Source organism: Actinomadura sp. NPDC048021 (assembly GCF_040653135.1).
In the GTDB taxonomy this organism is placed as follows: Bacteria; Actinomycetota; Actinomycetes; order Streptosporangiales; family Streptosporangiaceae; genus Spirillospora; species Spirillospora verrucosospora.
In genome coordinates, this window is sequence record NZ_JBEZJQ010000015.1 from 1 (window position 1) to 16898 (window position 16898).

General features: G+C 70.4%; 16 protein-coding genes and 1 pseudogene. 11 read left to right on the forward strand and 6 right to left on the reverse strand.

The window, feature by feature from the left end; translation table 11 throughout:
* The 4 genes and pseudogenes from AB0C87_RS24170 to AB0C87_RS24185 all read left to right on the forward strand — a co-directional run.
* Positions 1-990: pseudogene (locus tag AB0C87_RS24170) on the forward strand (DNA-directed RNA polymerase subunit beta); the annotation flags it as partial.
* 19 nt (positions 991-1009) lie between these two features.
* On the forward strand, positions 1010-4882 hold the full coding sequence (locus AB0C87_RS24175; protein WP_345187007.1) for a DNA-directed RNA polymerase subunit beta': 3873 nt from the start codon (positions 1010-1012) through the stop codon (positions 4880-4882).
* 216 nt (positions 4883-5098) lie between these two features.
* Positions 5099-5335: a hypothetical protein gene (locus AB0C87_RS24180; protein WP_345187005.1), complete on the forward strand. Its 237-nt coding sequence runs from the start codon at positions 5099-5101 to the stop codon at positions 5333-5335.
* Positions 5336-5867: 532 nt separating this feature from the next.
* Positions 5868-6785: an NADP-dependent oxidoreductase gene (locus AB0C87_RS24185; protein WP_345187002.1), complete on the forward strand. Its 918-nt coding sequence runs from the start codon at positions 5868-5870 to the stop codon at positions 6783-6785.
* A gap of 153 nt (positions 6786-6938) precedes the next feature.
* Here the strand turns inward: AB0C87_RS24185 and AB0C87_RS24190 are convergent, their stop codons facing one another.
* Entirely contained in the window at positions 6939-7820 is an 882-nt protein-coding gene (locus tag AB0C87_RS24190; RefSeq protein WP_360579588.1) for an NAD(P)H-binding protein, read from the reverse strand.
* Positions 7821-7871: 51 nt separating this feature from the next.
* Here AB0C87_RS24190 and AB0C87_RS24195 point away from each other — a divergent pair, with 51 nt between their 5' ends.
* Positions 7872-8240: a MerR family transcriptional regulator gene (locus AB0C87_RS24195; RefSeq protein ID WP_353834819.1), complete on the forward strand. Its 369-nt coding sequence runs from the start codon at positions 7872-7874 to the stop codon at positions 8238-8240.
* A 51-nt stretch (positions 8241-8291) separates the two neighbouring features.
* Here AB0C87_RS24195 and AB0C87_RS24200 read toward each other — a convergent pair whose 3' ends face one another.
* On the reverse strand, positions 8292-8681 hold the full coding sequence (locus AB0C87_RS24200; protein WP_353834815.1) for a hypothetical protein: 390 nt from the start codon (positions 8679-8681) through the stop codon (positions 8292-8294).
* A gap of 147 nt (positions 8682-8828) precedes the next feature.
* Here AB0C87_RS24200 and AB0C87_RS24205 point away from each other — a divergent pair, with 147 nt between their 5' ends.
* From AB0C87_RS24205 to AB0C87_RS24215, 3 genes are all read left to right on the forward strand, one after another.
* The gene (locus AB0C87_RS24205) at positions 8829-9731 is read left to right on the forward strand and encodes a phosphotransferase (RefSeq protein ID WP_360579590.1); all 903 of its coding nucleotides are present in this window, start codon (positions 8829-8831) and stop codon (positions 9729-9731) included.
* Positions 9732-9786: 55 nt separating this feature from the next.
* Positions 9787-10809, forward strand: a complete 1023-nt coding sequence (locus tag AB0C87_RS24210; RefSeq protein WP_360579592.1) for a DNA polymerase IV — start codon at positions 9787-9789, stop codon at positions 10807-10809.
* Between the two features lie 130 nt (positions 10810-10939).
* Positions 10940-11188 carry a hypothetical protein gene (locus AB0C87_RS24215; protein ID WP_345186986.1) on the forward strand — a complete coding sequence of 83 codons (249 nt, stop codon included), beginning with the start codon at positions 10940-10942 and terminating at the stop codon, positions 11186-11188.
* Positions 11189-11248: 60 nt separating this feature from the next.
* Here AB0C87_RS24215 and AB0C87_RS24220 read toward each other — a convergent pair whose 3' ends face one another.
* Positions 11249-12454, reverse strand: a complete 1206-nt coding sequence (locus AB0C87_RS24220) for a CU044_5270 family protein (protein ID WP_360579594.1) — start codon at positions 12452-12454, stop codon at positions 11249-11251.
* A 2-nt stretch (positions 12455-12456) separates the two neighbouring features.
* Positions 12457-13020 (reverse strand): sigma-70 family RNA polymerase sigma factor, encoded by a 564-nt coding sequence (locus tag AB0C87_RS24225; protein WP_345186980.1) that lies wholly within the window; start codon positions 13018-13020, stop codon positions 12457-12459.
* Between the two features lie 327 nt (positions 13021-13347).
* Here AB0C87_RS24225 and AB0C87_RS24230 point away from each other — a divergent pair, with 327 nt between their 5' ends.
* On the forward strand, positions 13348-13800 hold the full coding sequence (locus AB0C87_RS24230; protein WP_360579596.1) for a hypothetical protein: 453 nt from the start codon (positions 13348-13350) through the stop codon (positions 13798-13800).
* Positions 13801-14020: 220 nt separating this feature from the next.
* Here the strand turns inward: AB0C87_RS24230 and AB0C87_RS24235 are convergent, their stop codons facing one another.
* Positions 14021-14278 carry a hypothetical protein gene (locus tag AB0C87_RS24235; RefSeq protein WP_360579598.1) on the reverse strand — a complete coding sequence of 86 codons (258 nt, stop codon included), beginning with the start codon at positions 14276-14278 and terminating at the stop codon, positions 14021-14023.
* Positions 14279-14443: 165 nt separating this feature from the next.
* A complete protein-coding gene (locus AB0C87_RS24240) occupies positions 14444-14926 on the reverse strand; it encodes an Lrp/AsnC family transcriptional regulator (protein WP_360579600.1) in 483 nt (160 codons plus the stop codon).
* Positions 14927-14960: 34 nt separating this feature from the next.
* Between AB0C87_RS24240 and AB0C87_RS24245 the strand changes: the two genes are divergently transcribed.
* The gene (locus tag AB0C87_RS24245) at positions 14961-15782 is read left to right on the forward strand and encodes an EamA family transporter (protein WP_360579602.1); all 822 of its coding nucleotides are present in this window, start codon (positions 14961-14963) and stop codon (positions 15780-15782) included.
* Between the two features lie 13 nt (positions 15783-15795).
* The gene (locus AB0C87_RS24250) at positions 15796-16776 is read left to right on the forward strand and encodes an aldo/keto reductase (RefSeq protein WP_345186968.1); all 981 of its coding nucleotides are present in this window, start codon (positions 15796-15798) and stop codon (positions 16774-16776) included.
* Positions 16777-16898: the final 122 nt, after the last annotated feature.

The following is a 16898-nucleotide window of genomic DNA, read 5'->3' on the forward strand; positions in this document are numbered from 1 at the left end:
GTTCGGGTGTTCTCCCGCGACGACGGCGACGAGCTCCCGCCCGGCGTGAACGAGCTGGTCCGGGTGTACGTGGCGCAGAAGCGCAAGATCACCGACGGGGACAAGCTCGCGGGCCGGCACGGCAACAAGGGCGTCATCTCCAAGGTGCTGCCGGTGGAGGACATGCCGTTCCTGGAGGACGGCACCCCCGTCGACATCGTCCTGAACCCCCTGGGCGTGCCCGGCCGCATGAACGTCGGACAGGTCCTGGAGACCCACCTCGGCTGGGTCGCCTCCCGCGGCTGGAAGGTCGAGGGCGACGACGCCGAGTGGAAGCAGGCCCTCAGGGCCATCGGCGCCGACGAGGCTCCGGCCTGGACGAACACCGCCACTCCGGTGTTCGACGGCGCCCGCGAGGACGACGTCACCGGTCTGATCGAGAGCACGCTCCCGAACCGCGACGGCCAGCGGATGGTCGGCCCGGGCGGCAAGGCGCGGCTGTTCGACGGCCGGACCGGCGAGCCCTACAAGGACCCGATCTCGGTCGGCTACATCTACATCCTCAAGCTGCTCCACCTGGTCGACGACAAGATCCACGCGCGCTCGACCGGCCCGTACTCCATGATCACCCAGCAGCCGCTCGGCGGTAAGGCCCAGTTCGGCGGCCAGCGCTTCGGTGAGATGGAGGTCTGGGCACTGGAGGCCTACGGCGCCGCCTACGCCCTCCAGGAGCTGCTGACCATCAAGTCCGACGACGTCCTCGGCCGTGTGAAGGTCTACGAGGCCATCGTCAAGGGCGAGAACATCCCCGAGCCCGGCATTCCCGAGTCCTTCAAGGTGCTCATCAAGGAGATGCAGTCGCTGTGCCTCAACGTCGAGGTGCTCTCCAGCGACGGCATGTCCATCGAGATGCGCGACACCGACGAGGACGTCTTCCGCGCCGCGGAGGAGCTCGGCATCGACCTCTCCCGCCGTCCGAACGAGGGCGCGATGAGCGTCGACGAGGTCTGAGAACTCAAGGGGAAAACAGTTGCTTGACGTCAACTTCTTCGACGAGCTTCGCATCGGTCTGGCGACCGCCGACGACATCCGCCAGTGGTCGCACGGCGAGGTGAAGAAGCCGGAGACGATCAACTACCGGACCCTCAAGCCGGAGAAGGACGGGCTCTTCTGCGAGAAGATCTTCGGTCCTACCCGCGACTGGGAGTGCTACTGCGGCAAGTACAAGCGCGTCCGGTTCAAGGGCATCATCTGTGAGCGCTGCGGCGTCGAGGTGACTCGCGCCAAGGTGCGCCGTGAGCGGATGGGCCACATCGAGCTGGCCGCGCCCGTCACGCACATCTGGTACTTCAAGGGCGTCCCGTCCCGGCTCGGCTACCTGCTGGACCTGGCTCCGAAGGATCTCGAAAAGATCATCTACTTCGCGGCCTACATGATCACCAGCGTGGACGCCGAGCGGCGCGACCGCGACCTGCCGACGCTGGAGGCCCACATCTCCGTGGAGCGCCAGCAGATCGAGCAGGCCCGCGACGCGCAGGTCGAGGCCCGCCAGCAGAAGCTGGAGGGCGACCTGGCGGAGCTGGAGGAGGCCGGCGCGAAGGCCGACCAGAAGCGCAAGGTGCGCGACGGCGCCGAGCGGGAGATGAAGCAGCTGCGCGACCGCGCGCAGCGCGAACTCGACCGCCTCGACGAGGTCTGGAGCCGCTTCAAGAACCTCAAGGTCCAGGACCTGGAGGGCGACGAGCTGCTCTACCGCGAGATGCGCGACCGCTTCGGCAAGTACTTCGAGGGCGGCATGGGCGCCGCGGCCATCCAGGCGCGGCTGCAGAACTTCGACCTCGACGCCGAGGCCGAGAAGCTGCGCGACATCATCCGCACCGGCAAGGGCCAGAAGAAGGCCCGCGCCCTCAAGCGGCTGAAGGTCGTCTCGGCGTTCCTCAACACCCGCAACAGCCCGCTCGGCATGGTGCTGGACTGCATCCCGGTCATCCCGCCGGACCTGCGTCCCATGGTCCAGCTGGACGGCGGCCGGTTCGCCACGTCCGACCTGAACGACCTGTACCGCCGGGTGATCAACCGCAACAACCGGCTCAAGCGCCTGCTCGACCTGGGCGCTCCCGAGATCATCGTCAACAACGAGAAGCGGATGCTGCAGGAGGCCGTCGACGCGCTGTTCGACAACGGCCGCCGCGGCCGCCCGGTCACCGGGCCGGGCAACCGTCCGCTGAAGTCGCTGTCCGACATGCTCAAGGGCAAGCAGGGCCGGTTCCGGCAGAACCTGCTGGGCAAGCGCGTCGACTACTCCGGCCGTTCGGTCATCGTCGTCGGCCCGCAGCTGAAGCTGCACCAGTGCGGCCTGCCCAAGCAGATGGCGCTGGAGCTGTTCAAGCCGTTCGTCATGAAGCGGCTGGTCGACCTCAACCACGCGCAGAACATCAAGTCCGCCAAGCGGATGGTCGAGCGGGCCCGCCCGGTCGTGTGGGACGTGCTGGAAGAGGTCATCACCGAGCACCCGGTGCTGCTGAACCGGGCGCCGACCCTGCACCGGCTCGGCATCCAGGCGTTCGAGCCGCAGCTGGTCGAGGGCAAGGCCATCCAGATCCACCCGCTGGTCTGCACCGCGTTCAACGCGGACTTCGACGGCGACCAGATGGCGGTGCACCTGCCGCTGTCCGCCGAGGCGCAGGCCGAGGCGCGGATCCTGATGCTGTCGACCAACAACATCCTGAAGCCGTCGGACGGCAAGCCCGTCACCATGCCCACCCAGGACATGGTCATCGGCCTGTACTGGCTGACGACGCAGAAGGACGGCGCGGTCGGCGAGGGTCGCGCGTTCGGCTCGATCGGCGAGGCCATCATGGCCTACGACCGGCACGAGCTGGACCTGCAGGCCCGGATCCAGATCCGGCTCAAGGACGTCCCGCCGCCGCGCGGCTGGAAGGCGCCCGAGGGCTACGAGCCCGGCCGGCCCTACCGGCTGGAGACGACGCTCGGCCGCGCGATGTTCAACGAGACGCTGCCGGACGACTTCCCGTTCGTGGACGACGAGATCGGCAAGAAGCAGCTCTCGGCGATCGTCAACGAGCTGGCGGAGACCTACCCGAAGGTGGCCGTCGCCAACGCGCTGGACGCGCTGAAGAGCACCGGGTTCCACTGGGCGACCAGGTCCGGCGTCACGATCGCGATCGACGACGTCATCACGCCGCCCAACAAGGCGGAGATCCTGGGCGGCTACGAGGCGCGCGCCGAGAAGGTGCAGCGGGAGTTCAACCGCGGCCTGATCACCGACGACGAGCGCAAGCAGGAGCTCATCGAGATCTGGAACAAGGCCACCGCGGACGTCGCGGTGGACATGGAGAAGGCGTTCCCGAAGGCCAACCCGATCTGGATGATGATCCAGTCGGGCGCCCGAGGCAACCCGCTGCAGCTCCGCCAGATCGCCGGTATGCGCGGCCTGGTCTCCAACCCCAAGGGCGAGACCATCCCGCGTCCGATCAAGTCGTCCTTCCGCGAGGGCCTGTCGGTCGTCGAGTACTTCATCTCGACGCACGGCGCCCGCAAGGGCCTGGCCGACACCGCGCTGCGCACCGCCGACTCGGGTTACCTGACCCGGCGCCTGGTGGACGTCGCGCAGGACGTCATCGTCCGCGAGGAGGACTGCGGCACCGACCGCACGATCCCCTTCGAGGTCGCCGACCGGCTGCAGGACGGCACCCTGGTCAAGCTCGCCACCTCGGAGACGAGCCTGGTCGGCCGCACCATCGCCGAGGACGTCGTCGTCGACGGGACGGTCATCTTCCCCGCCGACACCGACCTGTCCGACGCGGTCGTGACGCGCCTGGTCGAGGCGGGCGTGGAGAAGGTCCGCACCCGCAGCGCCCTGGTCTGCGAGGCCAAGATCGGTGTCTGCGCCGCCTGCTACGGCCGCTCGCTGGCCACCGGCAAGCGCGTGGACGTCGGCGAGGCCGTCGGCATCATCGCCGCGCAGTCCATCGGCGAGCCCGGCACGCAGCTGACGATGCGCACCTTCCACACCGGCGGTGTGGCGGGCGGCGACATCACGCACGGTCTGCCGCGTGTCCAGGAGCTGTTCGAGGCCCGCATCCCCAAGGGTGTGGCCCCGATCAGCGAGGTCGCCGGCCGCGTCAAGATCGACGAGACGGAGAAGGCCCGCAAGGTCGTCATCGTCCCGGACGACGGCTCCGACGAGATCGCCTACCCGGTGCCGATGCGGTCCCGCCTCCTGGTCAAGGAGGGCGAGGCCGTGGGCGTCGGCCAGCAGCTCATCGCGGGTGCGATCAACCCGCACGAGGTGCTGCGCATCCTCGGTCCCCGCGCCGTGCAGCTCCACCTCGTCCAGGAGGTGCAGGAGGTGTACCGGTCGCAGGGCGTGTCGATCCACGACAAGCACATCGAGATCATCGTCCGCCAGATGCTGAAGCGGGTGAACATCCTGGAGTCGGGCGACACCGACCTGCTCCCGGGTGACCTGGTCGAGCGGCCGATCTTCGAGGAGACGAACCGGAACGTCGTGGCCGAGGGCGGGGTCCCCGCCGCCGGCCGCCCCGTCCTGATGGGCATCACCAAGGCCTCGCTCGCGACCGAGTCGTGGCTGTCGGCGGCGTCCTTCCAGGAGACGACCCGGGTGCTCACCGAGGCCGCGATGCACGCCAAGAGCGACCCGCTGCTCGGCCTCAAGGAGAACGTCATCATCGGCAAGCTCATCCCGGCCGGTACCGGCATGCCGCAGTACCGCAACGTCCGGGTCGAGCCGACCGAGGAGGCGAAGGCGGCGGTGTACTCCGTCGGCTCCTACGACGACGGCGCCGAGTACGCCTTCGGGCAGGGCTCCGGCGAGGCCGTCCCGCTGGAGGAGTACGACTTCGGTCAGTACAACCGCTGAGGCGGCTGACGCGCACCGAAGCAGCGCAAAGGCGAGGCCCCTTCCGGAATCTCCGGAAGGGGCCTCGCCCGTTTCCGCCGGGGTGACTTCCACATCCAGGCAGTCCTTGCTGGCAGTGGCCCCGCGCCGACTGGCGTCGTCCACCTCCCCTGGGACGGTCTCCCGTGTGAAGTCCCGCTTGCGGGAGCCAATTGAAACACCCCAGAAGGAGACGTAATGCGCGAACGCGTAACGTCCCAGAGCAGCGACCCCCGGGCCGCCGCTTACGAGGCGCTGGAGACGGCCGTCGCCACCGGCCGGACAGTGGACCTGGAGGTCAGCGGCGAGGTCGTCGAAGGCATCCACTCCAGGGAGCTGATCGTCTCGGTCAGCCCGGGCACCTCCGTCGACGCCGTCGCGAACGACCTGCGCACGGAGGCGCGGAGGCAACACGCCCAGGAGCAGCAGCGGTGAGCTGATCACCGTTGACGTGAAGCGGGTCCGGCGATGCCGGGCCCGCTTCTACTGTGACGGGGTCTTGCCCTTTTCCCATCGCGTTGGCCGCTCCGTTACGGGCTCCTGCGGCGTGCGCGGACGGCGAGGACGAGGCGGAGGACCGGCAGTGCGGCCCCGGCCGCCGCGGCGGCGCAGGGGGCGATGGAGGGCGTCGGGGACCCAGGTCAGCAGCGGACGCAGCCGTCCCGGCCCGACCAGCGCCACGAGGACGAGCAGGGGAGACGCGCCCGCCGTCGTCCAGGCGGCCGTCGCGGCCACGGAGGGAGGCGCCGAGGCTGGACGGCGCAGGAGTCACGCCGACCGGCCGGCCGCCACGACCAGCGCGACGGCCGCCGCGGAGAATCGGCTGGCCCGCCGTGGTGCGTCCCGGGCATCCTCGGACTGGCGATCCTAGGGAGAACGGTCCGTTCCTCCGCTGCGGGAAACAGGGCAGGCTCGGAAGCGCGGCCAGCGAAGGCCGCGACGGACGAGGAAGAGCGGTGATCACGCGATGAAGGCGGTGCGGTTCCACGAGTACGGCGGGATCGACGTCCTGCGGGTGGAGGATGTGGAGCGTCCGGTGCCCGGTCCCGGGCAGGTGCTGGTGGAGGTCCGCGCGGCGGGGATCCAGCCCGGCGAGACGCATATCCGGGAGGGCGGGCTGCACGCGCGCTGGCCCGCGACGTTCCCCTCCGGGCAGGGCACCGACCTGGCCGGTGTCATCGTGGAGCTCGGGCCGGAGGTGCGCGGGTTCGCGGTGGGCGACGAGGTCCTCGGCTTCACCCACGACAGGGCGAGCCACGCGGAGTTCGTCGCGGTCGACGACGTCCGGCTGACGCCGCGCCCGGCGGGGCTGTCCTGGGAGGTGGCCGGATCGTTGCAGGTGGCGGGCGCGACCGCGTACGCCTGCGTGTTCGCGGTCGACCCCGGACCGTCCGACACGGTCGTGGTCTCCGGCGCGGCGGGCGGCGTCGGGTCCCTCGCCGTGCAGCTCGCGCGGCGGCGCGGCGCCACGGTGATCGGGCTGGCGAGCGAGCCGAACCACGCCTGGCTGAAGGAGCACGGCGTCATCCCGGTCGAGTACGGGGACGGCGTGGCCGAGCGGATCGAGCAGGCCTCCGGCGGGACGGTCGACGCGTTCATCGACACGTTCGGCACCGGCTACGTCGACCTGGCGGTGGAGCTGGGCGTGCGGCCCGAGCGGATCAACACGATCCGCGACTGGGGGACCGCGGCCAGGGTCGGCGCGCAGACCGCCGGAGAGAGCACGGCGGCGTGCGCGGCCGTCCTCGGCGAGCTGGCCCGCCTCGCCGCACGGGGAGAGCTGGAAGTGACGATCGCCAACGTCTACCCGCTGGCCCAGGTGCGGGACGCCTTCCGCGAACTGGAACGGCGCCACACGCACGGCAAGATCGTCCTCCGCCCCTGACCGGCGGAGAGACGCCCGTCCGGCCGTGGACCGGGACCGTTCCCGATGCGATCGTCGAGCCGCTCCGGGAGTGCATGCCACGGTTCTGCCGGGAAGCCGTCGACCACGTCACCGCCGTCCTCGCCCTCTGGGAAGTCTGACCGGAGCGGCCACTCACCCGAAGTCGGCGACGTGGTCCAGCGCCCACTTCGCGAAGGCGCCCGCCGGCCGGCCGGTCAGGCGCTCGACGTGATCGGTGACGCGGTTCGACTCAGGCCGCCGCACCGAGGCAGCGATCAGCGCGTCGACCAGCGGCTCGGGACGACCGTCCGCGAGCATTTTCGATCGCGCCAGATCGGCGGGCAGCGCCTGGAAGCGCAGCGGCCGTCCGAGAGCAGCACCGAGGTGAGCGACCTGGTCGGCGCGGCTGAGGACCTCGGGGCCGGTCAGCACGTGCAACGCCTGGTCTAGCCGGTCATGGCGCGCGAGCAGTACGGTTACGGCCGCATCAGCGACGTCGCGCTCGTCCACGACGGCTGTGCGCGCGATGTCCAGGCCTGAGACCACGTCGCCCGCCCGCAACTGCGGCGCCCAGCCACGTGTGTTGGAGGCCAGCGTGTCGCTGCGCAGCACCACCGGGTGCAGGCCGGCTTCGTGGAGCAGGCCTTCCATGTCCATGTGCACCTGGGCGATGGGATCACTCTGGCGAGCGGATCCGTCGTCTATGGCGGTCGTGGACAGGTAGACGACACGGGGTCCTGCCGCAGCGAGCTCCGCGACCAGGTCGTGGGCGGGGACGGGATCGAGCAGCGGCCAGATGAGGAAGACGGCGTCGACGCCCACGAGCGCCTCGCGGACAACGGCGGGATCCGTGAGGTCGCCGACCACGGACTCCACTCCGGCACGCGGACCAATCGGACGGCGCACAAGGCTCCGGACGTGCCCGCCATGCGCCTGGAGACGGGTGACGACCTCCCGGCCGAGATTGCCGGCCGCGCCGGTGACCAGGATCGATGAAGGGGGGCGGGGGCCCGCTTTAGGGGTGCTGTCAGGCATGATCGAGACGCTAGGGGTTCAGGTCGACATGAAGGCAAGGCGCGCGTGGTGATGAAGATCGGGGAAGCGGCCGCCGAACTCGGGGTCGAGGCCCACGTGCTGCGGCACTGGGAAGACGCCGGAGCGCTCACCGTGCGTCGCGACGGCAACGGCTACCGCGTCTACGACGACAGTGCTCTGGAGCAGGCGCGCACGGTGCTGAAACTGCGGCGGGTCGGGCTCTCGCTGCCCGAGGTCACCGCCGCGATGGCGCCGACGCGGTCGGCGGCACAGGCGGTCGTGAAGGCGAAGATCGGCGCACTCGAGAGCGAGGTCGCCCACCGACAGCAGGCGATCACCTTTCTGCGGCACACCGTCGAGTGCCGGCACCGCTACCTCGACGACTGCCCGGACTGCGCCACTTTCGTCCGCGAAGCATGAATCTGCGTCGGCCCGCAACAGCCGGCCCGTCGAACGCGCGACGTCCTGCGGCTACTTCGGGTCGTCGGTCTCCCAGGGATACAGGAACTGGTCAGGGTGCAGTTGCCACGCTTCGAGCGTCGCGGTCAGCTCACCTTCACCGGCGACCGTCGTGGCTTTGACCAGAACGGCTCCGATGTCGTAGTCGAAGCCGGCGATGCGCTCGGCGTCATAGTCCCAGTGCTGCAACCGGAAGGTGCGGCCGTGGGCGGCTTGTCTCCAGCCTTCTCGCCGGGCTTGGGCGTCGGCCAGGGTGCTGAGCGGGGTGATGTCGACGAAGGCCCGCCGGCCGGTTCGGGTGACGGGAACCTCGGTGACCAGCCGCCGGCCGAGGCGCAGCGCGTTCAGTTTGTCGGTGGGCCAGGGCCGGGCGCCACCGGCGGGATGGTGCGGTGTGCTCATGCGGCCGCCTCCGTAAGTCGTTCGATGAAAGGATCCCGGACCCGGCCGGAAACCGTCGGCGAAACGGCCGGTGTTTCGTCTGGTGGCTGATCTCAGGCGATAGCGTCGAAGGGTGACGAGGATCGAGGGCGGGGCGGGCGTAGGCACATGGTGACGCAGGGGAGCGGCCGGGCCGCGGACGTCCGGGACGTGGTGGCGGCGCAGATGCCCGGCTACGACATCCACTCCGTGGTGCTGCTGGGAGAGGGCGAGGACAACATCGCCTTCCAGGTCAACGACGAGCTGATCGTCCGTTTCAGCAAGGAGCCCGACCCCGCGAGCCGGGCCGCGGTGGTCCGCGACGAGGCCCGCCTGCTCGCCGCCGTCGCGGACGTGTCGCCCATACCGGTGCCCGAGCCGAGCTTCACCGTCGCCGAGCAGGGCTGCCTGGCCTACTTCAAGCTCCCCGGTCTCCCCCTGATCGATGCCGATCCGGCGCGGCGATCGGGCCACGGCGGCTCCGTCGCCGTCGCGCTCGGGGAGTTCCTCGGCGCGCTGCACGCGGTTCCGGTCGCCGAGATGGCGGGCCTGGTGGAGACCGACGACGCGCCGATGGCGGTGTGGGCGGAGGAGTCCGCGCAGATCTACGCCTCGATCTCCCAGGTGGTGGTGCCGCCCGCGCACCGTCCCGCCGTGGAGGCGTTTCTCGGCGCCCTGCCTCCGGCCGCCCCGCGTGAGCTGGTGTTCTCCCACAACGACCTGGGGATCGAACACGTCCTCGTCGACCCGGACGCGTGGACCGTGACCGGGGTCATCGACTGGAGCGACGCCGCGATCACCGATCCGGCCCGTGACTTCGGCCTGCTCTACCGAGACCTCGGACCCGAGGCCCTTGACCGGGCCCTGAGCGGATACCGGGCCGACGTCGAAGACATCACGGCGCGCGCGGGCTTCTACGCCAGGTGCGGCGTGCTGGAGGACATGGCCTACGGACTCCAGACCGGGCACCGCGAATACCTCGACAAGTCCCTCGCCGCACTGGAATGGCTCTTCCCCGCGGAAGGCGGCTAGGAGCGCGACGCCCGGCCGAAGGAGCGCCTTCGGTCCGGTGCGGGACAATGGGGGTGTGGGTCGGTGGGTCCTGCATGTGGACTTGGACCAGTTCATCGCCGCCGTCGAGGTGCTCCGGCACCCGGAGCTCCGCGGGCGGCCGGTCGTCGTCGGAGGGGACGGCGATCCGGCCAAGCGCGGCGTGGTCAGCACGGCCTCATACGAGGCGCGCGAGTACGGCGTCCATTCCGGACTGCCCCTGCGCACGGCGGTGCGGCGATGCCCGGACGCCGTGTTCCTGCCCGTCGACAGGGAGCTCTACGAGTCCGTCTCGGCACAGGTCATGGCCACGCTGCGCGGCCTCGGCGTCGTGGTGGAGGTGCTGGGGTGGGACGAGGCGTTCCTGGCCCTCGACGGCGACGACCCGGAGGACCTGGCACGGGAGATCCGCGACCGGGTGCGGGCGGCGACGGGGCTCGAATGCACCGTGGGCATCGGGGAGAACAAGCTCCAGGCGAAGCTGGCGACCGGCTTCGGCAAACCCGCCGGAGTCTTCCGGCTCACCGGGGAGACCTGGTTCGAGGTGCTCGGTGACCGGCCGACCGACGCGCTGTGGGGCATCGGGGCCAAGACGGCCAAGCGGTTGAAGGGGCTCGGCATCGCCACGGTGGGCGATCTCGCGGCCGCGGATCCCGATGCCCTGGCCAGGGAGGTCGGTCCCGCGACCGGGCCGTGGCTGGTGCGGCTCGCCCAGGGGCGGGACGGCTCCCCGGTGAGCGACGCCCCGTACGTCCCGCGCTCGTGCGGCCGCGAGACCACCTTCCAGCGCGATCTGGACGACTGGGAGGACGTGCGGCGCGAGGTCGTCCGGCTGGCGCGGAGGGTCGCGGGAGACGCGGCCGCGGACGGCAGGGACGTCGCCCGCGTCGTCGTCAAGGTCCGGTACGTGCCGTTCACCACCCGCACCCACGGCCGGACGCTGGAGGCGCCGTCGGGCGAGCCGGACCGGATCCGGGAGGCCGCCCTCGCCGCGCTCGACCGGTTCACCGGGCGGCGTCCGGTGCGGCTGCTGGGCGTCCGCGCCGAGTTCACCCGATGACCTGGGAAGTTGCCCGGAGGATGGCGGGAAGGTGGACGTCGTTTTCTTGATCCTTTGGCGGGTTTTGGGGTTTTTGGCGGTGGGGATGAAGGCGGTCGTTGCTCGAAGTACGCGACGGGGGAGAGAGCACATGAAGAGGGTCATGACCGGGGCACTGATCGCCGCTGTGGTCGGGATCGGGGGAGTGGGCGGCGCGGCCGCCGCCCAGGCGTCCGATCCGGGGGGCCAGAACACGCGCCAGGACTGCCGCACCTACTCCAGCGTCAAGGAGTGCGGCCAGCCCAAGCTGAACGACAAGCAGCGCGCGTGCGTGACCTCGTCGGTCCAGCAGGGCATGACCGAACGCCGCGCCACCGTGGAGTGCTCCGCCTTCGCGTAGGGCGCCACCCGCGAAAGGGGCCCGCTCCGGACGGAGCGGGCCCCTTGGCGTCAGGCCGGGTCAGCGCGGGGGACGCGCGTCGGTCCATCCGGCGACTTCGAAGGCCCGGTAGGCGGCGACCTCGCCGGGCTTGTGGAACCGGTCGGGCATGTCCTTCGCCTCCAGCGCGCGCGGCCGGCCGTCGTCACCCGGCGGCAGCGGCCGGCTGCCGTGGGGCGGCTTCGCCACGAGGTCGCGGATGGCCAGAAGGGAACCGGTGGCGGGGTCGACGATGAACTGGCGCCGGTAGGTGCCGAGCTGCTTGGGGGCGGTGAACAGGCCGAGCGGCGCGGTGGTCGTCAGCGGCAGCGACACCACCGTTCCGGTGCGGCCGAGCGGGTCGGTCGTCCGGCCCTCAGGCCTGACTCCGGGCAGGTCGGCGAGCATCCGGAACACCGCCGCGCGCACCTTGGGCGGCGCCGGCGCGGTGGACAGCAGGTCCCCGGCGACGTCGCTCAGAGCTCGCACACGCTCCTGCCCCCGCAAGGCGCGGATCGGCTCCGCCTTCTCGCCGTTCTTGGAAACGGCGTGCCAGTGCCCCCTGAGCCCGAGCAGGGCCTCCTTCAGCGCCTCCGGCTCCGTGGGCAGCTCGGTGAGCTGCTTCATGGTCATGCCGTCGAAGTCGTCGTCGGCCGGCATCCAGTTCGGCGGCCCTCCCTCGGACGCCATGTCGAGGAACACGGTCTGCCCCGTGCCTTCCGGGTCCGGGACGGGGACCATCTTGAGAGACCCCGCCACCTCCCACTTCCGCTTGTCCTGGGCGGTGACCGGGACGTCGGCGAACTCGATGTGGGTGCTGCGCCCTTTGCCGTCCGGGCCGAACCAGGCCTCGTTCCCCTGCCTGGAGTCCACCTTGTAGTGGTCCGCGGCGCTCTTGCCGACCGCGTAGATGTCCCCCATGACGGTTCTGGTGTGCCAGTACCTGCCGGTGGGCGCCTTCAACGCGTTGGTGGCGGCGACCAGCAGCGCATTGCCCTTCAGGGGGACGGTGCTCTCCACGCGGGGGGCGCCGTCCGGGTCGCCGTCCCCCGTGGAGACGACGGCGGCGACCGTCCCGGCGGCCACGGCGGCCGTCGCCGCCACGCTCACCAGCTGGATCCGGAGACGGCGCCGAGGCCGGGAAGGCGCTCCGCCGGCCCGCCAGTCGATGCGCCGGGCGAGCAGCTCCGGGGCCTCCTCCACGGCGAGCCCCGTCCGCATCTGCCGCAGGGCGTCGATTTCATCCATGGTCACTCCTCGGAGAGGGCCTTGCGCAGCTTGGCCCGGCTTCGGTGGATCTTGGCCTTGACGGTGCCGACCGGCAGGCCGAGCGTCACCGCGATCTCGGCGTAGGACATCTCGCCCCACGCCAGCAGCAGGACGGCGTTGCGGTCCTGCGCGCCCAGCGACGCCAGCGCCCGCGCCAGGCCGGGGCCGCACGCCGCCGCGGAGGCGCGCTCGCTCGCCCTGTCGGCGACGCCGTCCTCCGCGGGGTCGGCGCCGGTCCGGGCGAACGCCCGGTACATGCGGGTCTCGTGGCGGTGGTGCTTGGCGATCAGGTTGCTCGCGATGCCCCACAACCAGGCGCCGAACTCCGCGCGCCCGTCGTACCTGTCGCGCCGCCGGAACGCGGTCGCGAAGGCCTCCGCCACCACGTCGTCGGCGAGGGACCCGCCGAGGCGCCGCCTGACGTAGGCGTGGAGCCGCGGCGAGTGGCGGCGGAACAGCTCGCCGAACGCTTCGGGGTCCTCCAGGGAGGCGGCGACGATCCGCGAATCGTCCAGCTCGTCCCTGGCATGGCTCACCATGGCCATAGGCGTCTCTTCATGGAGTGCGGTCTCCGTGTCCGGGGGGAGTGCTGACACCCCCTCTATCCCGAACCCCGCCCCCCGGTTGCGCCTATTTGTTTTTCCGCCTGCCACCCGGCCGCGGACCAGGGCAGCGCGTCCGAAGACGGCTTAGCCGTCAACCGGATGTAGGCGAGCTGCGAGGAATCTGCGCTGAGCAGGCGGAACCCCGAACCCACGTGGACGTCCGCTAGTGGAACTTCGGACTGACCGGGCTGTTCCCACTGCGAGAAGCAAACGAAATCGGGCGGCGCCGTCTCTACGGCCGCGTCGCCCCTTCCCATAGGAGCTCTCATGAGCTACCCGCAACCCGCCCTTCAGATCACCCGCGTGACCGGCGACAACGCCGCCGAGATCGAAGCGGAGATCGAACGACTGGCGCGTGAGTTCTTCGGCCCGGACGCCGAGCTGGCGTTCCCCGACCAGTACCACGCGAAGCTGACGAACGAAGGGTTCAGCCACTCCAAGCTGTACGCGGTCGAGGGAGTGACCGTCCGGCGTGACTGGCCCGACCGGCCGAACACCGTCGAACGCCGGGTCGACCTTCCGTCCGTCCGCGGCGGCAACATCGTTGAGGTCGAGTCCGAGATCGAGCGCTTCGCGACCGGGTTCTTCGGTTCGGAGGCCAACATCACGCCGCAGGACGCGGTGTACAAGGTGGTGGTGGTGCCGGACGCGGAGGACCACAAGAAGTACAAGGTGGAGGGTGTGACCGTCAAGCAGTCGGGCAAGTGGCCGACGGCGTGACGTCCGCGCTGTGATCCACACCAGGCCGCCATCACTCCGGTGACGGCCCCATACCAGGTGGCCCCTCGCGTGCGCGAGGGGCCATTCTGCCCCGGGTGGGCAGTCCGGCCCCCGCACAGTGCGTACGGAGGCCGGCAGGGGTGAACGGTTGCCGGGGTCTCAGAAGGCGGAACTCACGACGATCGCTTCTGCGGTCGCCATCTTCTCGGCCTCCTCCGGATCAGGTAAGGCTCCGGAGGATGGCCTCCTCGTGCGGACGCCCGTACCCGACCTGCTGGGTGTATCGACCCATGTCGACTCCCCGTTCCAGAGCGTCGACGGCCTCGTCACCAGTGGCGCCCGCCGCCATCGCGCTGATGACGGCGTCGCGGCCGTACTGGTCGACCCGGCTGATCGCCTGGGCCGCTTCGGACGGGTCGATATCGGTACCGGCCACCACCTCAAGGGCGGCTGCCTGTGACAAGCGCTGGAATTCCATCTTGCCGTGTCCCTTCTCTTCGTTGCGAGGTGTCGCGGCGACCTCGGCGCTGCGACGGCGGCCCTCCGCGGATGTGATGCGGAGGCCCGGGGATTTTATGAGCCGCGTCCCTCACCGCGCTCGGGGACCCGCCCACTGCCTCTGGCAGGGGATCCCTAGCGGGCGTCAGGCGAGGGGCAGCGGGCGGCGGGGGACCGGGGACGACTGGAGGATCGACGTCGTGGTCTTCGCGTACGGGGTGAAGCGGTCGAGGATCGGTTCCAGCTCCTCGACGGCGCGCAGGTGCGCGATGAAGTAGAAGCAGTCGTCGCCCGTGATGCGGTGGCACTCGACGATCTGCGGGACCTCGTCGGCGATCTTGGGGATGCGGCTCAGCTCGCGCGGGCTCGGGCTCACCCGGACCAGGACCGCGATCGGGAAGCCGAGCGTGACCGGATCGACGGTGGCGTGGTAGCCGGTGATGACGCCGGTGTCCTCCAGGCGCTGGACGCGCTCGGCGACGGCCGGGGCGGACAGCCCGACGCGGCGGCCCAGCTCGGCGATGGACGCTCGGCCGTCCCTTTGCAGCTCGGTGAGGATCTGTAGGTCGGTCGGATCGAACGGCTTGGGTTCGTAGGCGCGACCCGGTCGGCCCCTTCGGTTCGCCATTCCCCCAACGTACGGACAGCCCGACGATACGACCATGCCGTTTCCGCCCTGGTCGTACTTTGTCGGGAGTGCGGTCTTCCACTACCTGGGGCCGTCGTTCGCCGTGCTGCTGTTCCCCCGTGTCGGGCCCCTGGGCGTGGCAGGGATACGAATCTGGAGCGCCGCCGCCGTCTTCGTAATCTGGCGCAGGCTATGGCGGAAGTCCAAAGGCAGGAGCCGGCGGACGGTCCTGCTGTGGGGCGTTGTGCTCGCGGCGATGAACGCGTCCTTCTATTTGGCGATCGCACGATTGCCCCTGGCGACGGTGGCGGCGATCGAGTTCCTGCCCGTCATCCTCCTGGCCGCTCTAGGGGTGAGGACAGGGCGCAACGTCGTCGCGCTCGGCGCGGCCGTCGGAGGCGTGTACGTCCTGACGGAGGTCCGGATCGAAGGAGAGCCGCTCGGGTTCGTCTTCGCGTTCGCCAACGCCGCACTGTTCGCTGTGTACATCGTCGTCGCCCACAAGGCCGCGCGGTCCGACGCCGGGGGCATCGACGGGTTGGCGATGGCGATGGTGGCCGCGAGCGTGGTCGTCCTTCCCATCGGCGGTGTGCAGGCCGTGCCGGTGCTGGGCGATCCCGTCGCGCTCGCCGCGGGGATCGGCGTCGGGGTCTCCTCGTCCGTCATCCCGTACGTGTGCGACCAACTCGCGATGGCGCGTCTCGGCCGCGCCACCTACGCGCTGATGGTGTCGCTGCTCCCCGCGACCGCGACCGTGACCGGGCTCGTGGTGCTGCGGCAGGTCCCCGGACCGGCGGAGATCGCCGGAGTCGGGTTGGTGATCCTTGGGGTGGCGGGGCACCGTGGAGAACGTTGAGAGGAGACAGGTCATGGAACAGGTGCGGCTCGGGAAGACCGGGATGAAGGTCTCGCGGATCTGCCTCGGCATGATGAGCTACGGCGACCCGGCGGTGCGGCCGTGGGCCCTGGACGAGGACGCGGCGGAGCCGATCGTCCGGCGGGCCGTGGACGGCGGCGTCACGTTCTTCGACACCGCCGACGTGTACTCGATGGGTGTCAGTGAGCAGGTGACCGGACGGCTTCTGCCGAAGTTCTTCCCTCGCAGGGACGACTACGTGCTGGCGACCAAGGTGTGCCTCCCCATGGGAGACGGCCCGAACGACCGGGGACTGTCGCGCAAGCACGTCATGGCGAGCATCGACGCGTCCCTCACGCGTCTCGGCACCGACTATGTCGACCTGTACCAGATCCACCGCTGGGATTACGGGACGCCCATCGAGGAGACCATGGAGGCACTGCACGACGTCGTGAAGTCGGGCAAGGCCCGCTACATCGGGGCGTCCAGCATGTTCGCCTGGCAGTTCGCCAAGGCGCAGCACGTCGCCGACAAACACGGCTGGACGAAATTCGTGGCCATGCAGAACCACTACAACCTTGTCTACAGAGAAGAGGAGCGGGAGATGATTCCGCTCTGTCTCGACCAAGGGGTGGGCGTCATCCCGTGGAGCCCGCTCGCGCGGGGGATGCTCGCGGGCAACCGGGAGAGGGGCGGCGAGCGCAAGACCGTCCGGTCCCAGAACGACTCCTACGGCGACAGCCTGTACGAGGAATCGGACTTCGACGTCGTGGACGCCGTGCGCGGGGTCGCGGCGGAGCGGGGCGTCCCGGCGGCGCAGGCGGCGCTCGCGTGGCTGCTCGCCAAGCCGGGGGTGACCGCGCCGATCGTGGGAGCGACGAAGCTCACGCACATGGACGACGCGATCGCCGCGGCGGACCTGCGGCTGGAGGACGCGGAGATCGACCGGATGCAGGCCCCGTACCGGCCCCATCGCGTTATCGGGCATTCCTGACGTTCACGGCGGAGGTCGCCTCCGGGGCGGAACGCTCCGGAGGCGTCCCGCGTCTATCAGGGGTGGTGATTTGCGATACCACCGGCGATCGGGGCAGGCTGGTGGCGAGAACGCCCACGCAT